Genomic DNA, 21,358 nt, shown 5'->3' on the forward strand with positions numbered 1-21,358 from the left:
GGGCGGAATGACGTGTCGTACAGCATTAAACTGGATTCGTTTGAGGGACCGCTCGATTTGCTGCTGCACCTGATCGACAAAGCGGAAGTCGACATTTATGACATCCCGGTCGCCGAGATTACAGAACAGTATCTGCAGACGATTCACGCCATGCAGGAGCTTCAGTTGGAGGTAGCGAGCGAGTTTGTGGTCATGGCAGCCACGCTGTTGTCCATCAAGAGCAAGATGCTGCTGCCGAAGAAGGAAGAACACGTGTTTCAACCGCTGCTGGACATCGAAGTGGAAGAAGTCGATCCCCGGGAAGAACTGGTACAGCGCCTCTTGGAATACAAGCGTTTCAAACTGATCGCCGAACAGCTGCGGGAGATGGAGACAGGGCGCAGCCAGGTCTTTACCCGCCCGGCGGAAGATCTGACGCCGTACATCCGGGAAGAGGAGCCTCCGGTAGTGGACGTTACCCTTTACGATCTGATGTCGGCGCTGGAGAGGCTGCTCGCCCGCAAGCGGGATGCAGAACCCATGACGAAGGTATCGCGTGATGAGGTATCGATTAAGGACCGAATGAAAGAGATCCGGCAGTTGCTGAGAGCAGGCGGCGGGATGATCCGGTTTTTCCAGTTGTTCTCTCCGTCTGCCAGCAGAACGGAAATTGTCACTACTTTCTTGGCGCTGCTGGAGTTGATGAAGGCGAAGCAGGTGACGTGTGTGCAGAATCAATTGTTTACGGATATCTTGATCTGCGAGAGCCAGGCGGCAGGAGGTGATGCAGATGGATTATGACAAGCTGAAAAGCGTAATCGAAGGGTTGCTGTTTCTGGCCGGAGACGAAGGGATAGACGCCAAACAGATCGGCGAGATCATCGAGCTGCCCGAGGATACCGTCGTCGACCTGATTGAAGACATGAAAGCGGACTTCCGCCGACAAGGGCGCGGCATTCAGATTGTCGAGGTCGCCAGAGCCTACCAATTTACCACCTTGCAGGAGCACGCCCCCTATTTCGAGCGGATGGCCTCATCACCCGGCCATTCCACGCTGTCACAGGCAGCCCTGGAGACGTTGGCGATCATCGCCTACAAACAGCCGATCACTCGCTCGGAGATCGAGGAGATCCGGGGCGTAAAGTGTGAAAAGGCACTAAATACGCTCTTGTCCAAGCAGCTCATCCGGGAAACCGGCAGAGCGGAAGGAATCGGCCGCCCGATCCTCTACGGAACCACCAAAGAGTTTTTGGAGCATTTCGGGCTGAGGCAATTGGCCGATCTGCCTGCAGCGCCCGAGGGGCTTAGCGTCGAAGAAGCTGAAAGCGAAGTTGCCGCCTTGTTTGGCAAGGCATCCGCAAACGACGTTGTACCGGAGTAGGTTGAGGTACTACAGAATGACTCGTCCCCATATACTTGTACCATAACAAGTGATGCAAAGATGGGGAGGACATTATGAAGTACCTGAACCGCATATCCGGCGCACTCGTCGTTTTTCTTTTGTTTCAGGGATTGTTCGTCCCGCTGAAGGCGGCCCATGCGTCGAGCCAACCTTCGAAAATATCTGCCGAAGCTGCCGCACTGATCGATGTCGCGTCAGGGCGCATTTTGTATAAGAAAAACGCGGATAAAAAGATGCGGATCGCCAGCTTGACAAAAACGATGACGGCGATCGTGGCGATTGAATCGGCCAATCTCAGCGATGTCGTCACCGTACCGAAAAGCGCGGTCGGGGTGGCAGGCTCTTCAATTTACCTCAAACAAGGGGAGCGGCTTACTCTGGAGGAATTGCTGTACGGGTTGATGCTGCGGTCAGGAAACGATTCCGCCGTGGCGATAGCCGAGCATGTCGGCGGTTCTGTTCCCGGATTTGCTTTCATGATGAACGAAAAAGCGGCGATGATTGGCATGACCCATACGAATTTCACCAATCCGCACGGGCTCGACGACAGCAACTTGCACTACTCCACTGCCGAAGATATGGTGAAGCTGTCTGCCTATGCGTTGAAAAATCCGGAGTTTCAAAAGATCGTCTCCACCAAGGTGAAAACGATCTCCTGGGAAGGGGAGGATTGGGGCAGAAGGCTCTTAAACAAAAACAAACTGCTCTTTATGTACAAAGGCGCAGACGGGGTCAAAACGGGCTATACCAGGCTGGCAAAACGCTGTCTGGCTTCTTCCGCCACCCGGGACGGCCGCCAATTGGCTGTGGTTACTCTAAATGCCCCGGACGATTGGCAGGATTCCATGAGCCTGTTGGATTGGGGATTCAAACAATTTCAGCCGGTGAAAGTGGTGCAAAAGGGCGAACCTGTGGAACCTGAGGTGACGATTGAGCGGAAGCAGGACGATCTCGTGTTCGTCACGATGAATGAGTTTAACTACCCGTTAACGGAAGAAGAGGTGCCCAGTATCCAATCCAAGGTTCAATTGTTTGAGCGCAGCGCCGTACCGGCGATGATCGGCAAACATGTCGGATTTTTGCAAATTTATTTAGGCAGCGCACTGATTGGCAAAGTGCCGCTTACCGTGCAGCAGACCGCGACCGGCGTGCATATAAACCGACACGTTCCTGCTTTTGTCAATACCATATGGGAAATTATGGCAGGAGGGATTCTACGTGCTTAATCTGATCTGGCTGGGGCTCATACTGATCAGCGTAGTCGTCGCAGCATTCAACGGGCGGATCGAGGTGATCAGCCAGGCTTCGTTCGAAGGAGCGAAGACCGGGGTGACGGTCTGCTTCGGCTTGCTGAGCATCCTCGTCTTCTGGATGGGCATGATGAAAATCGCAGAAAAATCCGGGCTGCTGCATCTGCTGAGCAAGCTTCTCTCACCCGTCGTCGGCCGGTTGTTTCCCGACGTGCCAAAAGGGCATCCAGCCCTTGGCTACATCATGTCGAACATGAGCGCCAATATTCTGGGATTGGGAAATGCGGCTACGCCGATGGGCCTCAAAGCGATGGAAGAACTGCAAAAACTGAATCCCGACAAAAACACAGCCTCGGCGTCGATGTGTACGCTGCTGGCGATCAATACGGCCAGCATCACGCTGATACCGACGACGATCATTGCCATTCGCATGCAGTACGGCTCCAGCCAGCCCGTTGAGATCGTCGGCACGACCCTGATCGCCTCCTTCATTGCGACCGTCTTCGCCCTGCTGCTGGACAGGTGGTATCGGCACCGGTACCGCAAGCGCCAGAGATAGGAGGGGACGATTTGTACGGATTAATCTCACTCCTCTCCCTTTGGGCCATCCCTGTCCTGCTCGCTTTTATCCTCGTCCATGCCTGGTCGCGGCGGGTGCCGGTGTACGAGACTTTCGTCGAAGGAGCGAGAGGAGGGCTGGTGACCTCGATCAAAATCATGCCCCATCTGGTGGCGATGATGGTGGCGATTACCCTGTTCCGCGAGTCAGGGGCGATGGAACTACTGCTTGGCAGCTTGCGGCCGCTCTTGCAGTGGCTCCACGTTCCCTCGGAAATCGTGCCGCTCGCACTGATGCGTCCCCTCTCAGGAACCGGCTCGCTGGCGATCACGACTGACTTGATCGCCCAGTACGGCCCGGATTCGCTGCTCGGCCGACTGGCCTCCACGATGCAGGGGAGCACGGATACCACCCTATACGTGCTGACCGTCTACTTTGGCGCGGTGGGGATTCGCAACGGCGCCTACGCGCTGAAGGTGGGACTCTGGTCTGACCTGGCGGGTGTGGTCGCTTCGCTGATTGTCGTTTACCTGGTGTTTGGGTAACCCGATTCACGATCGCAATGGTGAATCGGGTTGTTCTTTTTGTGCCGCCATAGCCGTAGAGTTGTCCTCGTTCCCGGAAATGGGTATGATGAGTAGGAGGTGAACCGGGTATGGAACGCTTGCAAAAAGTACTCGCACAAGCGGGTGTGGCCTCTCGCCGCCGCTGTGAAGAACTGATCAAACAGGGACGGGTCGAGGTAAATGGAACAGTTATACGCGAATTGGGAACCAAGGTAGATCCGCTTCGCGATCGCATCGCTGTCGATGGACGGCAGATTCGCCGGGAAGAACATCTCTACCTACTGCTCAACAAGCCGAAGGGCGTGATTACCAGCTTGTCTGATCCCCAGGGCCGCCGGGTGGTGACTGATTTGCTGACCGGGATCGACGAGCGGGTGTATCCGGTGGGACGTCTGGACTATGACACCTCCGGATTGCTGCTGTTGACGAACGACGGCGATCTCGCCAACCGCCTGGCCCATCCTTCTTATGAAATAGACAAGGTGTACCGGGCGTGGGTGCGGGGCATCCCGAGTGAAGACAAGCTCCGCCGCCTGGCCGAGGGAGTCCGGCTGGAAGACGGGATGACCGCTCCGGGACAGGCCAGCCTGGTTGTAGCGGACCGCAGCCGAAACCGGGCGCTGATCGAATTGACCATTCATGAAGGAAAAAACAGGCAGGTTCGCCGGATGTGCGAAGCCATCGGTCATCCGGTCCTGGAGCTGGAGCGAATCAGGCTGGGTTTTCTCACGTTGGAGGGGCTGAAAAAGGGAAGATTCCGCCATCTGACCGACGAAGAGGTGGCCCGGCTGCAAAAGGAACTGGCCGGCAGCCGTACGGCATCGCGCCGGTAGATCGTTCAAAATCTGTTCATAAATGTTGTGTTGGCTGCATTTTTTACAAGGCTATAATAAAGTCGGAGTTAAAAGATGTCATGGTTCATTTGTTGAAACCGTATACGAATAGGAGAATGTGTGATGAACAAACAAAGTCGCACACCAATCCGAATCGCCATTCTCGGTGTGTTGCTTGTCGCACTCGTCTTTGCCATTTACTCGAGCTACGCGAAATCGGGTGAGGTGGAGATAGGAGATGCGGCGCCAAACTTCAGCTTGATGCAGCTCGACGGCACACCTTTGAAGCTGTCTGACCTGCAAGGGAAAGCTGTCCTGCTCAACTTCTGGGCCAGTTGGTGTGATCCTTGCAAGGCAGAGATGCCCGATCTGGAAAAAGAGTACGGCAAATGGAAGGATAAAGGTCTGGTCGTCGTCGGTGTAAATATTGGCGAAACACCTCTCATTGTAAATCAGTTCGTGGAACCCAGGGGCCTTACCTTCCCAATCTTATTGGACGCCAAGAACGAGATTACCAAGCTGTACAACATCGGGCCGATCCCGACGTCATTCTTTATTGATGCCGAGGGAAAAGTTGTGGACAAAGTAGTTGGCCAGATGAACGAAGCGATCATCGAGAACAAGGTGGCTAAAATTTTGCGGTAAGTGAGGAGCCGATATGGACCAAACTGATCTCGACCAAGTCAAATGCGAATGCGGACATGCCAATCCGGTTGGCACGCTGCTGTGCGAGTCCTGCGGAAAGCCGCTTGACCAGTCGGAGGAGCCGGATGGGGAGAAGCAGGCCCGACATGAGTTTCCGGACATGCGCTATGAAGGAATGGCCCGTCGTTCACAGACCTACAACAAAAGCATCGTCGACCGTATCTGGAACTTTTTCTCGTCAGTAAAAATTGCGGTGTGGATGATCGTCATCACCTTGATTGCCTGTGCGCTCGGGACGGTTTTTCCGCAGGAGCAGTACATCCCCGTACCCGTTCCGACAGAGGCGGACGTCGCGCAGTTCTATGAAAAAACGTATGGCGTGCTGGGAAAGATTTACTATGCGCTCGGATTTCACAATCTCTTCGATTCCTGGTGGTTTGTTACTCTTCTGGTAATGATTGGGATGTCGCTTGTGATCTGCAGCCTCGACCGTGTCATTCCCTTGTACAAGGCGCTCTCCAAGCCGCGGGTAAACCCCCACGAGTCCTTTTTAAAAGGGCAAAAACTGCGCGGTGAGGCAGTTGTCACAGACGATCTCGATGCCCGGAAGGTTCTGCCGGAAGCAGCCGCGCTGCTGAAAAAGAAAGGCTATCGGACCTATCAGGAAGGGACATCGCTGTTGGGAGAAAAAGCCCGGTTTAGCAGGTGGGGTCCCTATATCAACCACATCGGATTGATCATCTTTCTGCTCGGGACACTGATGCGGAGCCTGCCGGGCATGTATTTGAACGAGTTTGCCTGGATCCGCGAAGGCGAAACCGTCCCGCTCAAAGGCACCCCCTACTACGCCAAAAGCGTCAGTGCCAAAGTAGACTACTACTCGGAAGACGAGTTTCCGGAAAAGCTGGATCTGCGGGGTGGCGTCATCGCCAAGAACTATCAGACCGATATCATACTCTATCGCAATGAAAATGCAGACCTGCCCGGGGCCGAACCGAAGTTGACAAAGCTGAAGGAAGGAATCGCGACGGTCAACCACCCGTTCACGTACGAAGACCTGAGTCTGTTTCAATCTTCCCTGCTGCCGATGCAGCTGAGGGCGCTCAATTTCACGCTGGTTGATCAGAAGGCAGGGAATAAGGAGCTTGGCAAAATCAAGTTGGACTTGTTTTCTCCCGTTGCCGAACAAAAGGTGGCTGATGGCATTAGTGTCCGGGTGATTGCCTATTTTCCCGACTTTTATCTGAACAAGGAAGGGAAGCCGGATACCAAAACGGGTCAGCCGAACAACCCGATGTTTGCTTTGGAAATCAGGAATGCAGACGGGACTCCGCCGGAAAAGCTGGTATATGTGCAGGGCGGCACGATCAGCGACAAGGCGGACGCTCGCTACACGCTGGGAATTGAAAAACCCGACTTCTACAACCTGACTGGCCTGATGGTACGAAAAGACAAAATGATGCCAATGATCTACTTTGGCAGCGTCATCTTCCTTATTGGCGTAGCGATGGGTCTATACTGGCAGCACCGCCGGATCTGGGTTCATTTTGCCGGCGATCGCCTCTACATCGCGGGGCATACAAACAAAAACTGGTTTGGGCTGCGCAAAGAAGTCGAGTTCTTGACGACTCGCATGAATCTACCGGTACAGCTGGTTTTGGATTCCGCCAAACCCGCCAAAAAGAAACGGGAAACGGGCGAATCCAAAGAGACCGCAAAACAGAATGGTTGAGTGATAGTCATCGCTTCATAAGGAGGGTCATCGTACTTGGATTATCTAAAACTTAGTGACAACCTGCTGCTGATTTCGTTTTTTATCTACCTGATCGCCTCGATCGTATTCACCGTGGCGATCACCGGGAAGCGCTGGGCCAATCGTGACCCTGAACTGCATACCAAAAGGTACGGCAGCATCGGCTTCATCATTACGGTAGTCGGTTTTCTCTCCCAATTGGGCTATGTGGTCACCCGCTGGATCGGCGGCGGCCACAGCCCTACCAGCAACATGTTTGAATTCATGGCATTCCTTTCGTTTACGATCATCTTTGCCTTCCTGGTTTTGTATGCCATCTACAGATTGCCTGTCCTGGGCCTCTTTGCAGTGCCGCTCGGTTTGATCATGCTGGCTTACGCCAGTGTGTTTCCGCGCGAAGTCACGCCGCTGATCCCGCCACTTCAAAGCTACTGGCTGAAAATTCACGTCACGACCGCCGCGCTGGGCGAGGGGATCCTGTCGATCGGGTTTGCCGCCGGGTTAATCTATCTCGTTCGCACCGTCGATCAGAAAGTCAAAAGCAAGAGCACCTTCTGGCTGGAATTCGTGCTTAGCACGGTTCTTATGCTGATTGGCTTCATCATCATCGTCTCTATCTACGCCGGGTTGGATCAAAAGACTTCGTTCGAATTTCCGCAGTACAAGGACGGTCAAGTGCAGAGCACCCAAAACGTGGACTATGTCCTGCCTGCGATCGTAGCGCCTTACGATTCCAAGATCACCAAACAGGGACCGATGACTCCGCTGTTTGAAGCCCCGTCCTGGATGGAAGGGAAAGATGCGGCACGCAAGCTGAATACCCTGATCTGGTCGATCATCACCGGACTAATCCTCTACGGCCTGCTTCGGTTGATTTTGCGCAAGCGCTTGGCGGCCGCCATGCAGCCCTGGCTGGAAGACATCGATCCCGATCTCATCGACGAGATCAGCTACCGGGCGATTGCCATCGGGTATCCCGTCTATACGTTGGGCGCGCTTGTCTTCGCGATGATTTGGGCAGCGGAAGCCTGGGGCCGCTTCTGGGGTTGGGATCCCAAAGAGGTCTGGGCCCTGATCGTCTGGCTGTTCTACAGCGCCTACCTGCATCTTCGCTTGTCAAGAGGCTGGCTGGGGACGAAGTCGGCGTGGATGTCCGTGATTGGATTTGTTATCATATTAATTACACTGGTCGTAGTCAACCTGGTCATTGCCGGATTACACTCTTACGCCGGAGTATAGATGATATGATTGCATGATCGAAAAGCTGGTTTTTATGCCAGCTTTTCGGTATATCTTTTTGTCCATTTCCTTTAAGAGGTGATTAGTCCTTATGGAAAAAGAAGCGAAAATTCTGGTAGTGGACGACGAAGAAAGGATTCGCCGTTTGCTCCGAATGTACCTGGAACGCGAAAATTTCGAGATCGATGAAGCCGAACAGGGCGAGGAAGCGCTGGGCATGGCGCTGGCAACCGACTATGATCTGATCTTGCTCGATTTGATGCTGCCGGGGATGGACGGCATGGAGGTCTGCCAGAAGATCAGAGAGCGGAAGGCGACGCCGATCATCATGCTGACCGCAAAAGGGGAAGAGGCAAACCGCGTGCAAGGTTTCGAAGCCGGCGCGGATGACTACGTCGTCAAACCGTTCAGCCCGCGTGAAGTCGTCTTCCGGGTGAGGGCGATTTTGCGCCGTTCATCGGCTACGGCTTATCTGCGGACTGATACCGTGGCAAGCCACACGATCTTGGTCTTCCAGGATTTGACGATCGACCACGATGCCCACAAGGTGACGGCCAACGGGCAGGAGATCAACCTGACCCCGAAGGAGTACGAATTGCTCTACTACCTGGCTCAGTCGCCGGACAAGGTGTTCTCCCGCGAAGAACTGCTGAAGGACGTCTGGCACTACGATTTCTTCGGCGATTTGCGCACGGTTGACACCCACATCAAACGGCTGCGCGAAAAGCTGAACAAAGTCTCTCCCGAGGCGGCCCAGATGATTGCCACCGTCTGGGGTGTTGGCTACAAGCTTGAGGTGCCGAAGTAAGTGGATGTGCTGTTTCGCAGCGTTGTCGGAAAACTGTGGCTTACGATCATCGCTCTGTTCGCCTTTATTCTGACGATCTTTAGCCTGCTTTTGGTCCAATCCTTTGACAGCTATTATTTTCACAAGCAGGCGCAGAGCCTGAAGAATCTGGCCGAACGCCTTTCCGAGGAATTCCAGACGGAGACGGACCCGCATCAGGTTTTTCATTTGGCTGCCCGGATGAGCGGTTCATACGGAATCGGGTTATCTGTCATTGACGCTCAGTACCGCGAAGTCAGCCGGTCGGAGCCTGATCCGGGCGTACCGCAGATTTCCATCGACCAACTGGTGAAAGAGAACAGGCTTCAAGTCGACCAGGCACTAAAGGGTGGGCATCCGGCGCCGGTGACAGTCATCTTGCCCGGCGAGAACAAAGAGATGAACGACCGGGTCCAGATCATCGCAGTGGCCGTCCCAATCCCTGCCCACTCGGGAGCAGTAATCTTGTATCAGGCCATCGAAGACGTCAACGGTACATTGGGTGAGATGAGAAAGCTCATCTATATCGTCGGCGTGATCGGATTTACGATGACGACGGTGTTTGCCTTTTTCCTTTCCTCGCGGATCACTTTCCCGCTGCGGCAGATGAAAGCGACGGCGCACCGCATTGCCGAGGGAGACTTCCACGCGGAGATTCCGATTCGGTCGAACGACGAAATCGGCGAATTGGCCTCCACCTTCAATACGATGGCCAGCCGGTTGAACAACACGGTCAAGGCCCTGTCGCACGAAAAAGAACAGTTGGCAAGCGTGCTTCGCAGCATGATCGACGGAGTCGTGATGATCTACGGCGACGGAAAAATCGTGGTGACCAACCCGCCGGCCGAAAACTTTTTAAAGGATTGGAAGTTCGAACACGCGGAAGAGCCCAGTCCGGTACTGCAATTGTACCGGCGGCTGCTGGAAAACGAGCAGGAGATTCGCGAAGACATCCCCCTGCAGGGGCGGATCTGGTCGATCGTGATGACGCCGCTCTACGTGCAGGAGCAGATTCGCGGTGCGGTCGCTGTCCTGCGCGACATGACCCAGGAGCGAAAGCTGGATAAACTCCGCCAGGATTTCGTCGCGAACGTGTCGCATGAGCTGCGAACGCCGCTGTCCATGCTGCAGGGATACAGCGAGGCGATCGTGGATGACATTGCCGCGACCCCGGAGGAGCACAAGGAACTCGCCAAGATCATCTACGATGAGTCCGTCCGCATGACCAAGCTGGTAAATGAACTGCTGGATCTGGCCCGGATGGAGGGCGGACATGTGGAGCTGTTCCGCGAAGAGGTTGCCGTTCGCCCCTACATGGAACGGATACAACGGAAATTTACCAACCTGGCACGTGAACAGGAAATCACGCTGCAGCTGCGGCTGAAGGCAAAACGGGAGCATTTTACATTTGATCCGGATCGGATGGAACAAGTACTGACCAACCTGGTGGATAACGCGCTGCGGCACACCCCGCCAGGCGGAATCGTGACAGTCGCGGCAGCAGGAGAAAAGGCCCTGCAGCTAGAAGTAAGTGACACAGGCAGCGGAATTCCGCAGGAGGACTTACCGTTCGTGTTTGAGCGGTTCTATAAAGCCGACAAGGCAAGGACAAGAGGAAGAGCGGGAACAGGTCTTGGACTGTCCATCGTCAGAAATATTGTTGCCGCGCACGGAGGCAAGATTACGGTGCAAAGCAAGCTCGGCGAAGGGACGACCTTTACCATTACCCTGCCGGATGAGGAGACAGACGTGAGGAGTGGAGCGAATGGTTCGAACAATTCTATTTGATGTGGACGGTGTCATGCTCAGCGAGGAGCGGTACTTTGATGCTTCCGCGCTGACGGTTTGGGAAATGCTGCACAGCGGGAAATACCTCGGACTTCCTGGGGATGCGTTTACGCCCGCGCCGGATGAGGCGACGATCCGGCGGGTGAGACAGACAGTATTTTCCAATGATGAAGTGCTGCGTTTTCTCAAAGCGCGCGGTACCAATTCCAACTGGGATATGGTCTTTTTGAGTTTTTCCTATCAATTGATTCGCCTCTGCCAGTATTTGCGGGAGAAGCACCCGGCGGCAGCGGAGCTGTTGACGGGCCAGATCAATCGGGCCAAGTTGGCTCAGGTTGCTGACTGGGCGCGCGAGGCTGGCGATTTCGCGATTGATTACAAAGCATTTGTAGCGGATTTTGGCAAAGGAAATGCGGAGAAGGCGGAACTTCTCCTGTATCTCAATCAGATCGCGGGCGAGCGCTGCGGCGTGGAGACCCGGATCTTTTCGCGAAACAGCGAGCTGTGGGAACTGTGCCAGCAAACGTTCCAGGAGTGGTACCTGGGTGACGACCTGATTGCCGGCTCGATCGGGAGAGAGACGTTCCAGCCCGGCAAAAAAGGGTTCCTCACGGACGAGATTCCGATTGTGGAGCCGGCCAAGCTGCGTGAGATATTGCTGGAGCTCAAGGCAAAAGGCCTAACGCTGGGAATCGGTACAGGACGTCCGACGATCGAAACCCATGTTCCGCTGAAAGAGCTGGGCCTGCTGGAGCTGTTTGAGGCCGATCGCGTGGTGACGGCGAGCCATGTCCTGGATGCCGAGACGGCCTACCCGCAGTCCGCGCCGCTCTCCAAGCCGCACCCGTACTCCTACGTCAAAGGCTATTTGGGGCTGGACAAACCGGATGCTGAAGTCTTGAATCAGCCGCTCCCTCTGCCTGGTGCTGAGGAGATTCTGATCGTCGGCGATTCGCTTGCCGACCTGATGGCTGCCCGGAAGATGGGCTGCCGTTTTGCAGCGACGTTGACCGGACTTTCAGGCAAAGAGGCGCGAAGCACCTTCGAAAAGGAAAAAGCCGACTACATTTTGGAGGATGTCGGCGAGATTCTGACGATCTTCTCGTAAGCAGCGACCCCCCGGGAACCAACGCGTTCTCCGGGGGTTTCTGTTTCATGACTGTTTTGCTGCACCTTCTCCGGCCTGCGCGCACAGGGAGAGCCCCATTTTTTGCCCCAGCACATCAAAGGCCGGCCCAAACTTGCGGAATCACCGGCTCGGCTATACAATGGTAATAAAAAACAGTTAGGAGTTGTTGAGCCGATGTACGATATCGTGATCATTGGAGGAGGCACGGCTGGTTCAAGCGCAGCCATCTTTGCTGCGAAGGCAGGCAAGAAGACACTCGTCATTGACAATGACAAAGGCATGACGAAACGAGCCTGGCTGGAGAATCATTACGGCATCATGGAGATCAGCGGTCCTGATCTGATCGAAATCGGCAGGAAGCAAGCAGAAAAATTTGGCGCAGAATACATAGACGACAAAGCAGTCAATGTGACCAAAAAGGAAAACGGCTTTAGCATTGCAACGGAAAACAGGGAAGTGGAAGCCCGGCACGTCATCCTGGCGACCGGCGCCCTGGTCGACCTGGCTGAGACGATTGGCCTCAAGACGAAACCGGGGACCGAACCGCGCATCAAGACCGTTTTCGACGTGGATAGCAATGGCAAGACCAACATTGACGGCATCTGGGCCGCAGGCACCTGCGCCGGGGTGAGCGTCCACACGATCGTCACCGCAGGCGACGGCGCCAAAGTCGCCATCAACGTCATCAGTGAAATCAACGGCGAACGCTACGTCGACCACGACGTATTGCCGGCGAAGTAAAGAAAAAGGGGAAATGCCCACTCTGAACAGGAGAGGGCACTTTTTTTGTAAAAGAAAGCAACGAGAGTCCGAGAAAAATGGAGCGAGCGCAGGCCTTGGCAACGCCCACCCAGTCGGAACGGAAAAAAACGGCACACGCTTGTCGGCCAAATTCTACGTTGAGATGCTTCCTGTTATTTTTAGTCGACGTGCCGTTTTTTGGAGTGTAGACGGCCAGTCCAGCTTCCCCGCTGGCGTGCCACGAACGGAGCGAGCCCATTTTTCTCGGACTCCACGCACAATGTTCGCAAACGCCAAAAAAGGACGCGAGGCTTTTCCCACCCCCGCGTCCAAGGCAAATATTATAGATCGATTTGCGTAACGCTGGTAATTTCCGAAAGTTCTCCAACCGTGTCGAGCAATTCCGCGGAGAGCGGCTTGTCGACTGTCAGCATCATGATGGCGTCGCCGCCGACATCCTGCCGTCCAACCTGCATGGTTGCGATGTTGACCCCATTTGAACCCAGGACGGTTCCGACCTGTCCAATGACACCCGGCCGGTCGTTGTGATGGATCAGCAGCAGATGACCTTCCGGAGAAGCGTCGATCGAGTAGTTGTCGATCTTGACAATACGCGCTCCATAGCCGTTCAGTCGGGTTCCGGCAACCGTGCGGCTCTCCTGGTTGGTTCTGAGCGTCACAGTCAGCAGGTTGGTAAATCCGCGGCTGTGCGAAGACTTCTGTTCATTGACCACGATGTCGCGCACTTTGGCCAAATGCGGAGCGTTGACGTAATTCACCTGGTCGCCGAGCCGGAAGGACAGCACCCCTTTGAGGATCGTCCGCGTAAGCGGCGTGGTATCCACGTCAGCCAGTTCGCCGCTGTAAGTGATCGATATCTCCTGCAGCGCGCCGATCGTCACCTGGGCGAGAAAATGGCCCACTTTCTCCCCGAGATCGAAGTACGGCTGCACCCGCTCCAAGACATGGGCAGGGAGGGACGGAAGGTTGACGGCGTTTTTGAACGCCTCTCCGCGCAGGGCTTTCAGCAGCTCTTCCGAGACGTCAATTGCCACGTTTTCTTGCGCTTCCACCGTCGACGCACCCAGGTGGGGAGTGACGACGACCTGCGGCAATCCGATCAGCGGATTGTCGGTTGGCGGTTCCACTTCGAAGACGTCGAGCGCCGCACCTGCCACTTTTCCGGTCTGGATCGCTTCGTACAGCGCCATCTCGTCAATGATGCCGCCGCGTGCGCAGTTGACGATCCGAACGCCTTTTTTCATCATTTCAAATTCGCGCGTACCAATCAGGTGGTGGGTCTCCTTCGTCAAAGGAGTGTGAACCGTGATGAAGTCGGCCTGGGCGACGATTTCGTCAACTGTTCCCATTTGCACGCCAAGCTTTTGCGCGCGTTCCTCAGTCAGGAAGGGATCGTATCCGATGACCTTCATATTGAATGCTTTTGCCCGTTTGGCCACTTCCGATCCGATCCGGCCCATGCCGACGACGCCGAGAACCTTGTTGTTCAATTCCACACCCTGGAAGCTTTTACGGTCCCAGATGCCGTCGGTCAGCTTTTTATGGGCTTGCGGAATGTTGCGGGCGACGGCCATCAGCATCGCAAAAGTGTGTTCCGCCGCCGAGAACGTGTTGCCGTCGGGAGCGTTGATGACCGCAACGCCTGCTCCGGTGGCCGCATTGAGATCGATGTTGTCAACGCCGACTCCGGCCCGTCCGACTACCTTGAGCCGTTTTGCAGCGGCGAATACTTCTGCAGTTACCTGTGTTTGGCTGCGAACCAGCAGGGCGTCGTAGTCACCGATCTCCGCGAGCAGGTCGGAAGGGGAGAGGTTGGTTTTTTGAACGACTTCTATATCGGGTGCTTCCAATAGCTTCTGAATTCCAAATTCGCTGAGCGGATCACTGATGAGTACTTTAAACATGGTTGATCAATACCTCCTGTGCAGCTTTGACACCGGCGCCAAGCGTTACGTCAGTGCCAATTTGTTTTAATGCCATTTCGATGGCGGATACGACAGTGATGACGTCGAGCGGATCACAGTAACCCATATGGCCGATCCGGAAGATCTTGCCTTTTAAATGCTGTTGTCCGCCGGCGATGACGACGTTGTGTTTGGTCCGCAGCACCTTGCGCAGCTCTTCAGCATCAAATCTTCCCTCAGGGTTCAGCGAGGTCACCGTAGGCGATCCGTATTGATCCTTCGTCATCAGCGGGATATCGAGCGCCTTTATCGCTGCCCGGGTCATATCCCTCATCAATACGTGACGGCTGAAGATGTTTGGCAGTCCTTCCTCCTCAATCATGCTGCATACCTCAGCGAGTCCGAAGACGAGCGAGACGGCAGGCGTGTATGGGGTGGTCTGATCCGCCAGGCTTTTGCGGTATGCTTTCAGGTCGAGGTAGAACGCCAGCGGCTTTACTTGTTCGATTACTTTCCAAGCGCGCTCGCTGGCAGCTAGAAATGCCAGACCGGCAGGCAGCATAAACGCTTTTTGCGAACCAGTCACCAAGATGTCAATGCCCCATTTATCCATCTCACAAGGAACAGCCCCCAGGGAGCTGACGGCATCGACGATGAATAACGCATCTGTTTGCTCGTGAACCACCCGGGCCAACTGCTCGATCGGATTTAATACGCCGGTCGATGTCTCACAGTGGGTGGCAAAGACAGCCTTCACTTGCGGTCTCTCTTTCAGAAACGGGGTGAGGATTTCCGGCGTAACCGCTTCTCCCCAGGGCACTTCCAGTCGATGGACAATGATGCCGTAACGCTCGCATATTTTGGCAAACCGTTCCCCGAAAACGCCGCTGACCAGTACAGCCGCTTCTTCACCGGGTTGGACCGTGTTAACTACGCCCATTTCCAGCGAACTCGTGCCGGAGCCGGTCAAAATGTAGACGTCCTGTTCGGTGCCAAAGATTGGCTTCAGCCGCTTGGCGGTTTCGGCAAGCAGGGCGGAAAACTGGCCGCTGCGGTGTCCGATCATCGGGCGATTCATCGCCTGCATGACACGGGGGGGGATGGGTGTCGGGCCTGGAATACGCAAAATCGATTTGTCTGCAAACATGGTTCTCTCAACCTCCTGATTTTTCTTTACATGTAAGGCAGATAATCAATCATTACCTGCCATAAAAAAACCTCCCGCCGCTCACTACATATGGCTGTAGTGAGGGACGAGAGGTATGCTTCGCGGTACCACCCTCATTTGTTTTCCTTTTCGCAAAGGAAAACCTTGGCAGGTTCATGACCTGATGGATAACGGATCAACCGATCAAACCTACTTGCCGCACGGCTTTCAGCTTGTAACTCCGAAGTGCTCATCTGTGCAAGGAACCACCGATTCGCAGCGACCATCGGCTCTCTGAGGGTTTCCTTCGCACAGCGTATCTTCATCAACGTTGTTCGACTATTCTGTTTGCTGAGATTTGCTACTAACTTTATCACGGCTAATCGAAACCGTCAAGCAGAAAAATAATGAACATTGAAATAAACTTTTGGGAAATTGTTCGGAAAAGCAAAAGAAAGACACGGGTCGCCCGTGCCTTCTGCAAGCTGCTTATGTAATTACTTGTTTTCTTTGTAGCGGGCGTAGCACTCGTCAATCAAGGCGTTTGCCTTTTCAGGGCCGTACCAGCCGTCGATTTTGGTCACTTTGTTCTCCAGATCCTTGTACCGCTCGAAGAAGTGGGAGATTTCCTTCAGCACGTGCGGCGATACGTCATCCAGCGACTTCACATGGGCAAAACGCGGATCTTTTACCGGTACGCCGAGCAGCTTTTCATCCTGTCCCTTGTCGTCAGACATGACCAGAACACCGATGATGCGCGTGTCGATGACGCAACCGGGGAACGTAGGGAAGGTGGTCAGCACCAGCACGTCGAGCGGGTCTCCGTCCAAAGCCAGCGTGTTTTCCAAATAGCCGTACTCCGTAGGGTAATGCATAGGCGAGTACAGTACGCGGTCAAGGCGAAATACTCCGGCTTCCTTGTCAAACTCGTATTTATTTTGACTGCCGGTGGGAATTTCAATGATCGCTTCTACAACTTTATTTGTTTCAGACATCGCAGCAGATCCTCCTTCAAATTGTGTCAAACAAAACCATTTTACATTATAACAAGAAGTTTTCGTAAATAAAAGCAGGGAAAAAGCCCAAAAAAACCGCCCACCCTGCATGGAGTGAGCGATTTTTTTGCCGTACTACTCTTCCACTTTTATCGAATCAGTCGGGCAGCCGTCAGCTGCATCCCGAACATCGTCGAAAAGAATATCAGGGATTTCGGCAGTGTTCGTATTATCGTCAAGTTTGTTGTACGCCAACCCTTCATCATCGTAATCGAACACGTCAGGTGCTGTAGCACCGCAGGCCCCGCAAGCGATACAGGTTTCTTTATCTACCCATGTCGTCATTTGTGGTTTCACCTCCCGGCAAGATGGTCCACTGCTCATCCTCATTTTAGACTCTGGACAAACAGATTTCAAGAATGAATCCCTTTCAGAAATGAACTTATTCTGTAAACAGGGGCATCTCCGGAAAAGCAACCTTGGGATAGACCTGTTTGCGCAGGCTGGAAAAGTCGCCGGTACGGACCGCATCGGTCGTCGTCAGGACGCGAATGGCAAAGGGAACGTCAGTCCAGCCGAGCGATGCTGCTTGATCATTTGCAATCACGGAGTCAAGTTTTGCGGTCAAATCCACCGGCCGGTAATCAACCAGCTTTTTCGTCTGATACAAATACTCGGCACTGATGTAGTTTCGATAATGAAACGGATATTCCTTCCACTGGGAGAAGGAAATGGACTTCGGAACCTGCAAAGAAGTAGATTTTTTGGTCACGTACAACTGCTCCCAGGTGGCGACAGCTTTGTACATGTCCGCGTCGGCGCGCAGCCATGCAGTGTCAAAATCGCTGCTGCCGTCATCCTCAGTATACGCCTTCAGGCTTCGGATGTATTCATGTTTGGCCTGCAAAAGCAGCGGGGAAGTTTCCGGGACACTTGCCTTTTCTACTTCCTGCAGCGTCTTTTTCGCCAGCTTTTGGAGTTTCTGGCTGGTGTCTGCCTCTTGCTGACCGTTCATGCGGAAGTACTCTGCTTTAAATTTCTGCATGGGTTCGTACACGTTGTAATAGTAGGTGATAAAATCCTTGTCCGGGTACATGTTTTGGGTCCCGCGATCTGACTGCACCGCTTGCTCGGCGTAGATTTTTCCTTTCATGACGCTTGCGCCCAAAAAAAATCCGCCGATGAAGCTGGCAAATGTTATGATAATCATATAGGTAAGCAGATAGTCGGTTTTTTTCAATCGTTGCATGCCAATCCTCCAACAATGATGGTGTTAAGGGTAAAGGAGTAAAGATGAGTCAGTTTCTGGAAAAAGAAGAGCATTTCATGAAGGCGGTCGCTCTTTATGGTCTCGCCCGCCTGGCCGGCGAGCGAACGCTGTACGCGCTGTACTACGTGCTCAAGGGCAGAAAAGCAAACCAAACCATTCAAGATGTCCACCTTTTTGGGCTGCATTCCTATTATCGGCTTTTTCCCGATCTTTTGAGAGAGCGTTGGACGGAAATTCTGTCTTTTTTCCTCGCGGAGAAATGGATAGCGGAAACGACCTTGTCCGCACACACTCCGAAAAAGACATACAGCCTGACAGAACGCGGCCGGCAGGCATTGGCAGAAGCCATAGCATGCTACGAGCTGGACAAGTGGCTCGGTTTTGATGCGGAGCTTGCCGATTGGGACCAGCTCGAATCTTTCTGGTATAAGCTTCATCTGATCGTGCAAACGACCTCCCATCTGCTGCGGGGAAAATTGGATTTTTACCCGGTTGTACAGAAAAGGCAGGTGCAAAAGTGGGTCAGACGGCAGCTCCAGACACCTCAGCAGCGTCAGTTGTGGATGGAAGGCTTGTACAGGGAGCTGCACGCGACCCTGGGGGAGTTTCCAAGCGAACTGCAGCGCTTGATCGTGAGCCAGTTTTCCGGGATGGGACAAGCCGGGCTGACACTGGAACAGATCGCTCACAAAGAGCAGGAGGCTCTCTCGTTCATTCGGCTGAAGCAGAGGTACGCATTGACCTGTCTTTACCTGAAAGCACTGCGCGGAAGGCCTGGGGAGACATCACTGCTGGCGTCGTTGTGCGAAGAGCAGGCAGCCGCGAGCGAACGGATGACGCAAAGCGCCAGAGAGACGTTGCGGCTGCTCAGGTGCGGTATCTCACCGGAAGAGATAGCGGGGCTGCGAGGGTTGAAGGTTGCCACCGTCGAGGACCATCTCGTGGAGATCGCTCTGCATCAGAGAGAATGGGACCCTTCCCGCTATCTCAGCGCCGCCGAGCAGGCGAGGATCATCGAGGCGAGCCGAGCTCTAGGCACACGCCGATTGCGGGCCATCAAGGATTACCTCGGCCCTGAATACAGTTATCTGAAAATTCGCCTGGCACTGGCCAAAAAGGAGGGGGCTTCATGGGGGTGAACCGCGAGCAGGTCATGCGGGCCTTGCAGTCTTTTTTTGGCTACAGCGGCTTTCGGCCCGGGCAGGGGGAGCTGGTTGATCGGGTCATGCAGAAGCGAAATGCGCTGGGGATCCTGCCGACAGGCGGAGGGAAGTCCATTACATATCAACTGCCGTCACTGCTGTTTCCTTTTCTTACCATAGTCGTCACTCCGCTCATCTCCCTGATGATCGATCAAGTACAGCAGCTTCGCCAAAAAGGAAGGCGGGATGTCGCTTACGTGAACAGCTCGCTCTCTGCCATGGAGATGAGGGAAACGCTCCGTGAAATACGCGAGGGCCGGTACCGACTCGTCTATATCTCGCCGGAAAAGCTGCAGCAGCCGGCTATTCTGCAGCTGCTTGGCAGGAGAAAAGTCTCCTTGGTGGCCATCGATGAAGCGCACTGCATCTCCCAGTGGGGGCATGACTTTCGCACTGACTACCTGCGCCTGCCGGATGTGGTCGAGATGCTGGGCTCGCCTCCCGTTCTCGCCTTGACCGCGACGGCCACCGCTGCCGTGCGGGAGGAAATCTGCCGCTTGTTTCGAATTGAACAAGAGGATGTGGTCGTCCAACCGCTCAATCGAAGCAATATTGCTTATGACATCAAACCGGTGGCGAGCGAAGCGGAAAAGCTGCAGGAGATGGTCGGAATGCTCCGGCAGCTGGCGGGACAAGGCATTGTCTACTGCGCTACCCGGCAAGCCGTGGAACGCCTGGTAACAGCCTGCAAGCAAGCCGGGCTGGAGAGTGTTCACGGGTATCACGGGGGGATGTCGGCGATGGAGCGGGTACAGCTGCAGGAGCAGTTCCTGCTGCATCAACTCGACGTCATGATTGCCACCAACGCGTTTGGCATGGGGATCGACAAACCGGATATTCGCTTTGTCCTTCACTACCATTTTCCTGCCAGCATCGAGGCGTACGTGCAGGAGGTGGGGCGGATCGGCCGGGATGGGGAACGCGGGTACGCTTGCCTGTTTTACCTGCCGGAGGACGCCCTGATTCACCAGCACCTGGTTCAAAACGAGTGCCCGACCGAAGCGGAGGTAGGCTGGTTCCTGCAGCAACTGCAGCAGATCCGGCCAGATGGTCCCGAAAAGTTGGTCCAGCTTTCCCAAAGCGAACTGCAAACCGCTTTTGGAGGCAGCGAAAATTTGTCCCGCGCCCTGCTGTTTTACGCGGAGAGAAGCGGGTTGATCGGCCAGCTCGCGCAGACGCGGGAAGGGTATCAGTTCGCCCTTGCCGACGGCGATTGGACGCGGGCACAGAGCCGGATTTCCCGGCAATTTCAACGGACGGCCGGGCAAAAGAGGCAAAAACTTCAGGAGATCACCGCCTGGATCGAAGGGACCGCTTGTCTGCGGACGGGCTTGAGTGCTTACTTCGGGGAGCAGGAGGCCAGCTCGTCGGTAGAGAACTGCTGCTGCCGCTGCGGACTGAATCCAGGCGAATTTTTCACGGACGGCAAAAAGCCGCAAAAAGCGGAACAAGAAGCATGGGATTTGACGAGGGCACTGCGGCGTCTGCTGCCGGAGTTGGAATGCGGTAGGGAGGCTTCGAGTTGACAGATCAACTGAAAGAACTGGATCGGCAGACACTGTATTTGAACCTTCTGCTGACGCAGGGGATCTTGCTCTGTGCGGGGATCATCCTGAGCCTGTTCGTTCACGGAGGGCAGGGAAGCTGGCTGCTCTTCCGATTTCCCGGGTGGAAGGCGATGACTTTTGCAGTTGGCGCCGCTGCGGCCATCGCAGCGCTCAGTTTGCTTCTGGAGCAGATCTTGCCCAAACGATGGCTGGACGACGGGGAGCTTAACCGGCGCATTTTTCACGGGCTTTCCCTTTGGCGGACGGCACTCTTGTGCGGGGTGGTGGGACTGAGTGAAGAATGGCTGTTTCGCGGCGTCATCCAGCCGCTGGCGGGCAATCTCTTGACGAGTCTGGCCTTTACGCTGATTCACTTTCGCTATCTGCGCAAGCCTTTTCTGTCAGTCACAGTATTTTTGATGAGCCTGGTCTTGGGGTGGCTGTTTCAATCCGCCCAGAGTCTCTTGGTTCCGATCACGGCGCACAGTCTGTTTGATTTTTTTATGGCCCTTTCCATCCAGTACAGGCCGTCGCGGGAGGGCGACGGGTAGAAAGGAGGCAG

21 protein-coding genes and 1 other annotated feature are annotated in these 21,358 nt (G+C 54.6%); of the genes, 16 read left to right on the forward strand and 5 right to left on the reverse strand.

The features are described from left to right. The first annotated feature begins 12 nt into the window (after positions 1-12). The 13 genes from HGBM_RS20255 (at position 13) to HGBM_RS20315 (ending at position 12,710) form a co-directional block, all read left to right on the forward strand. Positions 13-780: a segregation/condensation protein A gene (locus HGBM_RS20255; protein WP_019122911.1), complete on the forward strand. Its 768-nt coding sequence runs from the start codon at positions 13-15 to the stop codon at positions 778-780. After that, positions 770-1,360, forward strand: coding sequence for an SMC-Scp complex subunit ScpB (scpB, locus tag HGBM_RS20260; protein ID WP_019122912.1), 591 nt, complete (start codon positions 770-772; stop codon positions 1,358-1,360). Before HGBM_RS20255 ends, scpB begins: the two co-directional genes overlap by 11 nt. A 74-nt stretch (positions 1,361-1,434) precedes the next feature. Beyond that, positions 1,435-2,607: a D-alanyl-D-alanine carboxypeptidase family protein gene (locus tag HGBM_RS20265; RefSeq protein ID WP_019122913.1), complete on the forward strand. Its 1,173-nt coding sequence runs from the start codon at positions 1,435-1,437 to the stop codon at positions 2,605-2,607. Beyond that, entirely contained in the window at positions 2,600-3,190 is a 591-nt protein-coding gene (locus tag HGBM_RS20270) for a nucleoside recognition domain-containing protein (protein WP_019122914.1), read from the forward strand. Before HGBM_RS20265 ends, HGBM_RS20270 begins: the two co-directional genes overlap by 8 nt. Positions 3,191-3,201: 11 nt before the next feature. Further along, a complete protein-coding gene (locus HGBM_RS20275; protein ID WP_019122915.1) occupies positions 3,202-3,735 on the forward strand; it encodes a spore maturation protein in 534 nt (177 codons plus the stop codon). A 110-nt stretch (positions 3,736-3,845) separates the two neighbouring features. Beyond that, positions 3,846-4,589 carry a pseudouridine synthase gene (locus HGBM_RS20280; protein WP_019122916.1) on the forward strand — a complete coding sequence of 248 codons (744 nt, stop codon included), beginning with the start codon at positions 3,846-3,848 and terminating at the stop codon, positions 4,587-4,589. Between the two features lie 123 nt (positions 4,590-4,712). Beyond that, positions 4,713-5,234 carry a thiol-disulfide oxidoreductase ResA gene (gene resA, locus HGBM_RS20285; RefSeq protein WP_019122917.1) on the forward strand — a complete coding sequence of 174 codons (522 nt, stop codon included), beginning with the start codon at positions 4,713-4,715 and terminating at the stop codon, positions 5,232-5,234. A gap of 13 nt (positions 5,235-5,247) precedes the next feature. Next, positions 5,248-6,966: a cytochrome c biogenesis protein ResB gene (gene resB / locus HGBM_RS20290; RefSeq protein WP_019122918.1), complete on the forward strand. Its 1,719-nt coding sequence runs from the start codon at positions 5,248-5,250 to the stop codon at positions 6,964-6,966. 36 nt (positions 6,967-7,002) lie between these two features. After that, entirely contained in the window at positions 7,003-8,226 is a 1,224-nt protein-coding gene (ccsA, locus tag HGBM_RS20295) for a cytochrome c biogenesis protein CcsA (protein WP_019122919.1), read from the forward strand. Positions 8,227-8,317: 91 nt separating this feature from the next. Then, the gene (locus HGBM_RS20300) at positions 8,318-9,034 is read left to right on the forward strand and encodes a response regulator transcription factor (protein ID WP_019122920.1); all 717 of its coding nucleotides are present in this window, start codon (positions 8,318-8,320) and stop codon (positions 9,032-9,034) included. Beyond that, on the forward strand, positions 9,035-10,840 hold the full coding sequence (locus HGBM_RS20305) for an ATP-binding protein (RefSeq protein WP_019122921.1): 1,806 nt from the start codon (positions 9,035-9,037) through the stop codon (positions 10,838-10,840). Further along, positions 10,818-11,948: an HAD family hydrolase gene (locus tag HGBM_RS20310; RefSeq protein ID WP_019122922.1), complete on the forward strand. Its 1,131-nt coding sequence runs from the start codon at positions 10,818-10,820 to the stop codon at positions 11,946-11,948. Before HGBM_RS20305 ends, HGBM_RS20310 begins: the two co-directional genes overlap by 23 nt. A gap of 195 nt (positions 11,949-12,143) precedes the next feature. Continuing rightward, positions 12,144-12,710: an NAD(P)/FAD-dependent oxidoreductase gene (locus HGBM_RS20315; RefSeq protein WP_019122923.1), complete on the forward strand. Its 567-nt coding sequence runs from the start codon at positions 12,144-12,146 to the stop codon at positions 12,708-12,710. 341 nt (positions 12,711-13,051) lie between these two features. On the opposite strand, the gene serA is transcribed toward HGBM_RS20315, so the two are convergent. The 5 genes from serA to HGBM_RS20340 form a co-directional block, all read right to left on the reverse strand. Next, entirely contained in the window at positions 13,052-14,635 is a 1,584-nt protein-coding gene (gene serA, locus HGBM_RS20320; protein WP_019122924.1) for a phosphoglycerate dehydrogenase, read from the reverse strand. Further along, positions 14,628-15,782 (reverse strand): pyridoxal-phosphate-dependent aminotransferase family protein, encoded by a 1,155-nt coding sequence (locus HGBM_RS20325; protein ID WP_019122925.1) that lies wholly within the window; start codon positions 15,780-15,782, stop codon positions 14,628-14,630. The genes serA and HGBM_RS20325 overlap by 8 nt, the downstream gene beginning before the upstream one ends. Before the next feature lie 99 nt (positions 15,783-15,881). Further along, positions 15,882-16,120: a binding site (T-box leader), on the reverse strand. Positions 16,121-16,279: 159 nt separating this feature from the next. Continuing rightward, the gene (locus HGBM_RS20330; protein WP_019122926.1) at positions 16,280-16,777 is read right to left on the reverse strand and encodes an inorganic diphosphatase; all 498 of its coding nucleotides are present in this window, start codon (positions 16,775-16,777) and stop codon (positions 16,280-16,282) included. A gap of 135 nt (positions 16,778-16,912) precedes the next feature. Next, positions 16,913-17,122, reverse strand: coding sequence for a ferredoxin (locus HGBM_RS20335; protein WP_019122927.1), 210 nt, complete (start codon positions 17,120-17,122; stop codon positions 16,913-16,915). A gap of 97 nt (positions 17,123-17,219) precedes the next feature. Then, positions 17,220-18,026: a hypothetical protein gene (locus tag HGBM_RS20340; RefSeq protein WP_019122928.1), complete on the reverse strand. Its 807-nt coding sequence runs from the start codon at positions 18,024-18,026 to the stop codon at positions 17,220-17,222. Between the two features lie 44 nt (positions 18,027-18,070). On the opposite strand from HGBM_RS20340, the gene HGBM_RS20345 reads away from it, so the two are divergent. Genes HGBM_RS20345 through HGBM_RS20355 form a run of 3 tightly spaced genes read left to right on the forward strand, consistent with a single transcriptional unit; the run spans position 18,071 to position 21,347 of the window. Further along, positions 18,071-19,186: a YpbB family protein gene (locus HGBM_RS20345; protein WP_019122929.1), complete on the forward strand. Its 1,116-nt coding sequence runs from the start codon at positions 18,071-18,073 to the stop codon at positions 19,184-19,186. Beyond that, a complete protein-coding gene (locus HGBM_RS20350; protein ID WP_019122930.1) occupies positions 19,177-20,775 on the forward strand; it encodes a RecQ family ATP-dependent DNA helicase in 1,599 nt (532 codons plus the stop codon). The genes HGBM_RS20345 and HGBM_RS20350 overlap by 10 nt, the downstream gene beginning before the upstream one ends. After that, a complete protein-coding gene (locus tag HGBM_RS20355) occupies positions 20,772-21,347 on the forward strand; it encodes a CPBP family intramembrane glutamic endopeptidase (RefSeq protein ID WP_019122931.1) in 576 nt (191 codons plus the stop codon). Before HGBM_RS20350 ends, HGBM_RS20355 begins: the two co-directional genes overlap by 4 nt. Positions 21,348-21,358: the final 11 nt, after the last annotated feature.

The organism is Brevibacillus massiliensis (assembly GCF_000311785.1).
GTDB lineage: Bacteria > Bacillota > Bacilli > Brevibacillales > Brevibacillaceae > Brevibacillus_C > Brevibacillus_C massiliensis.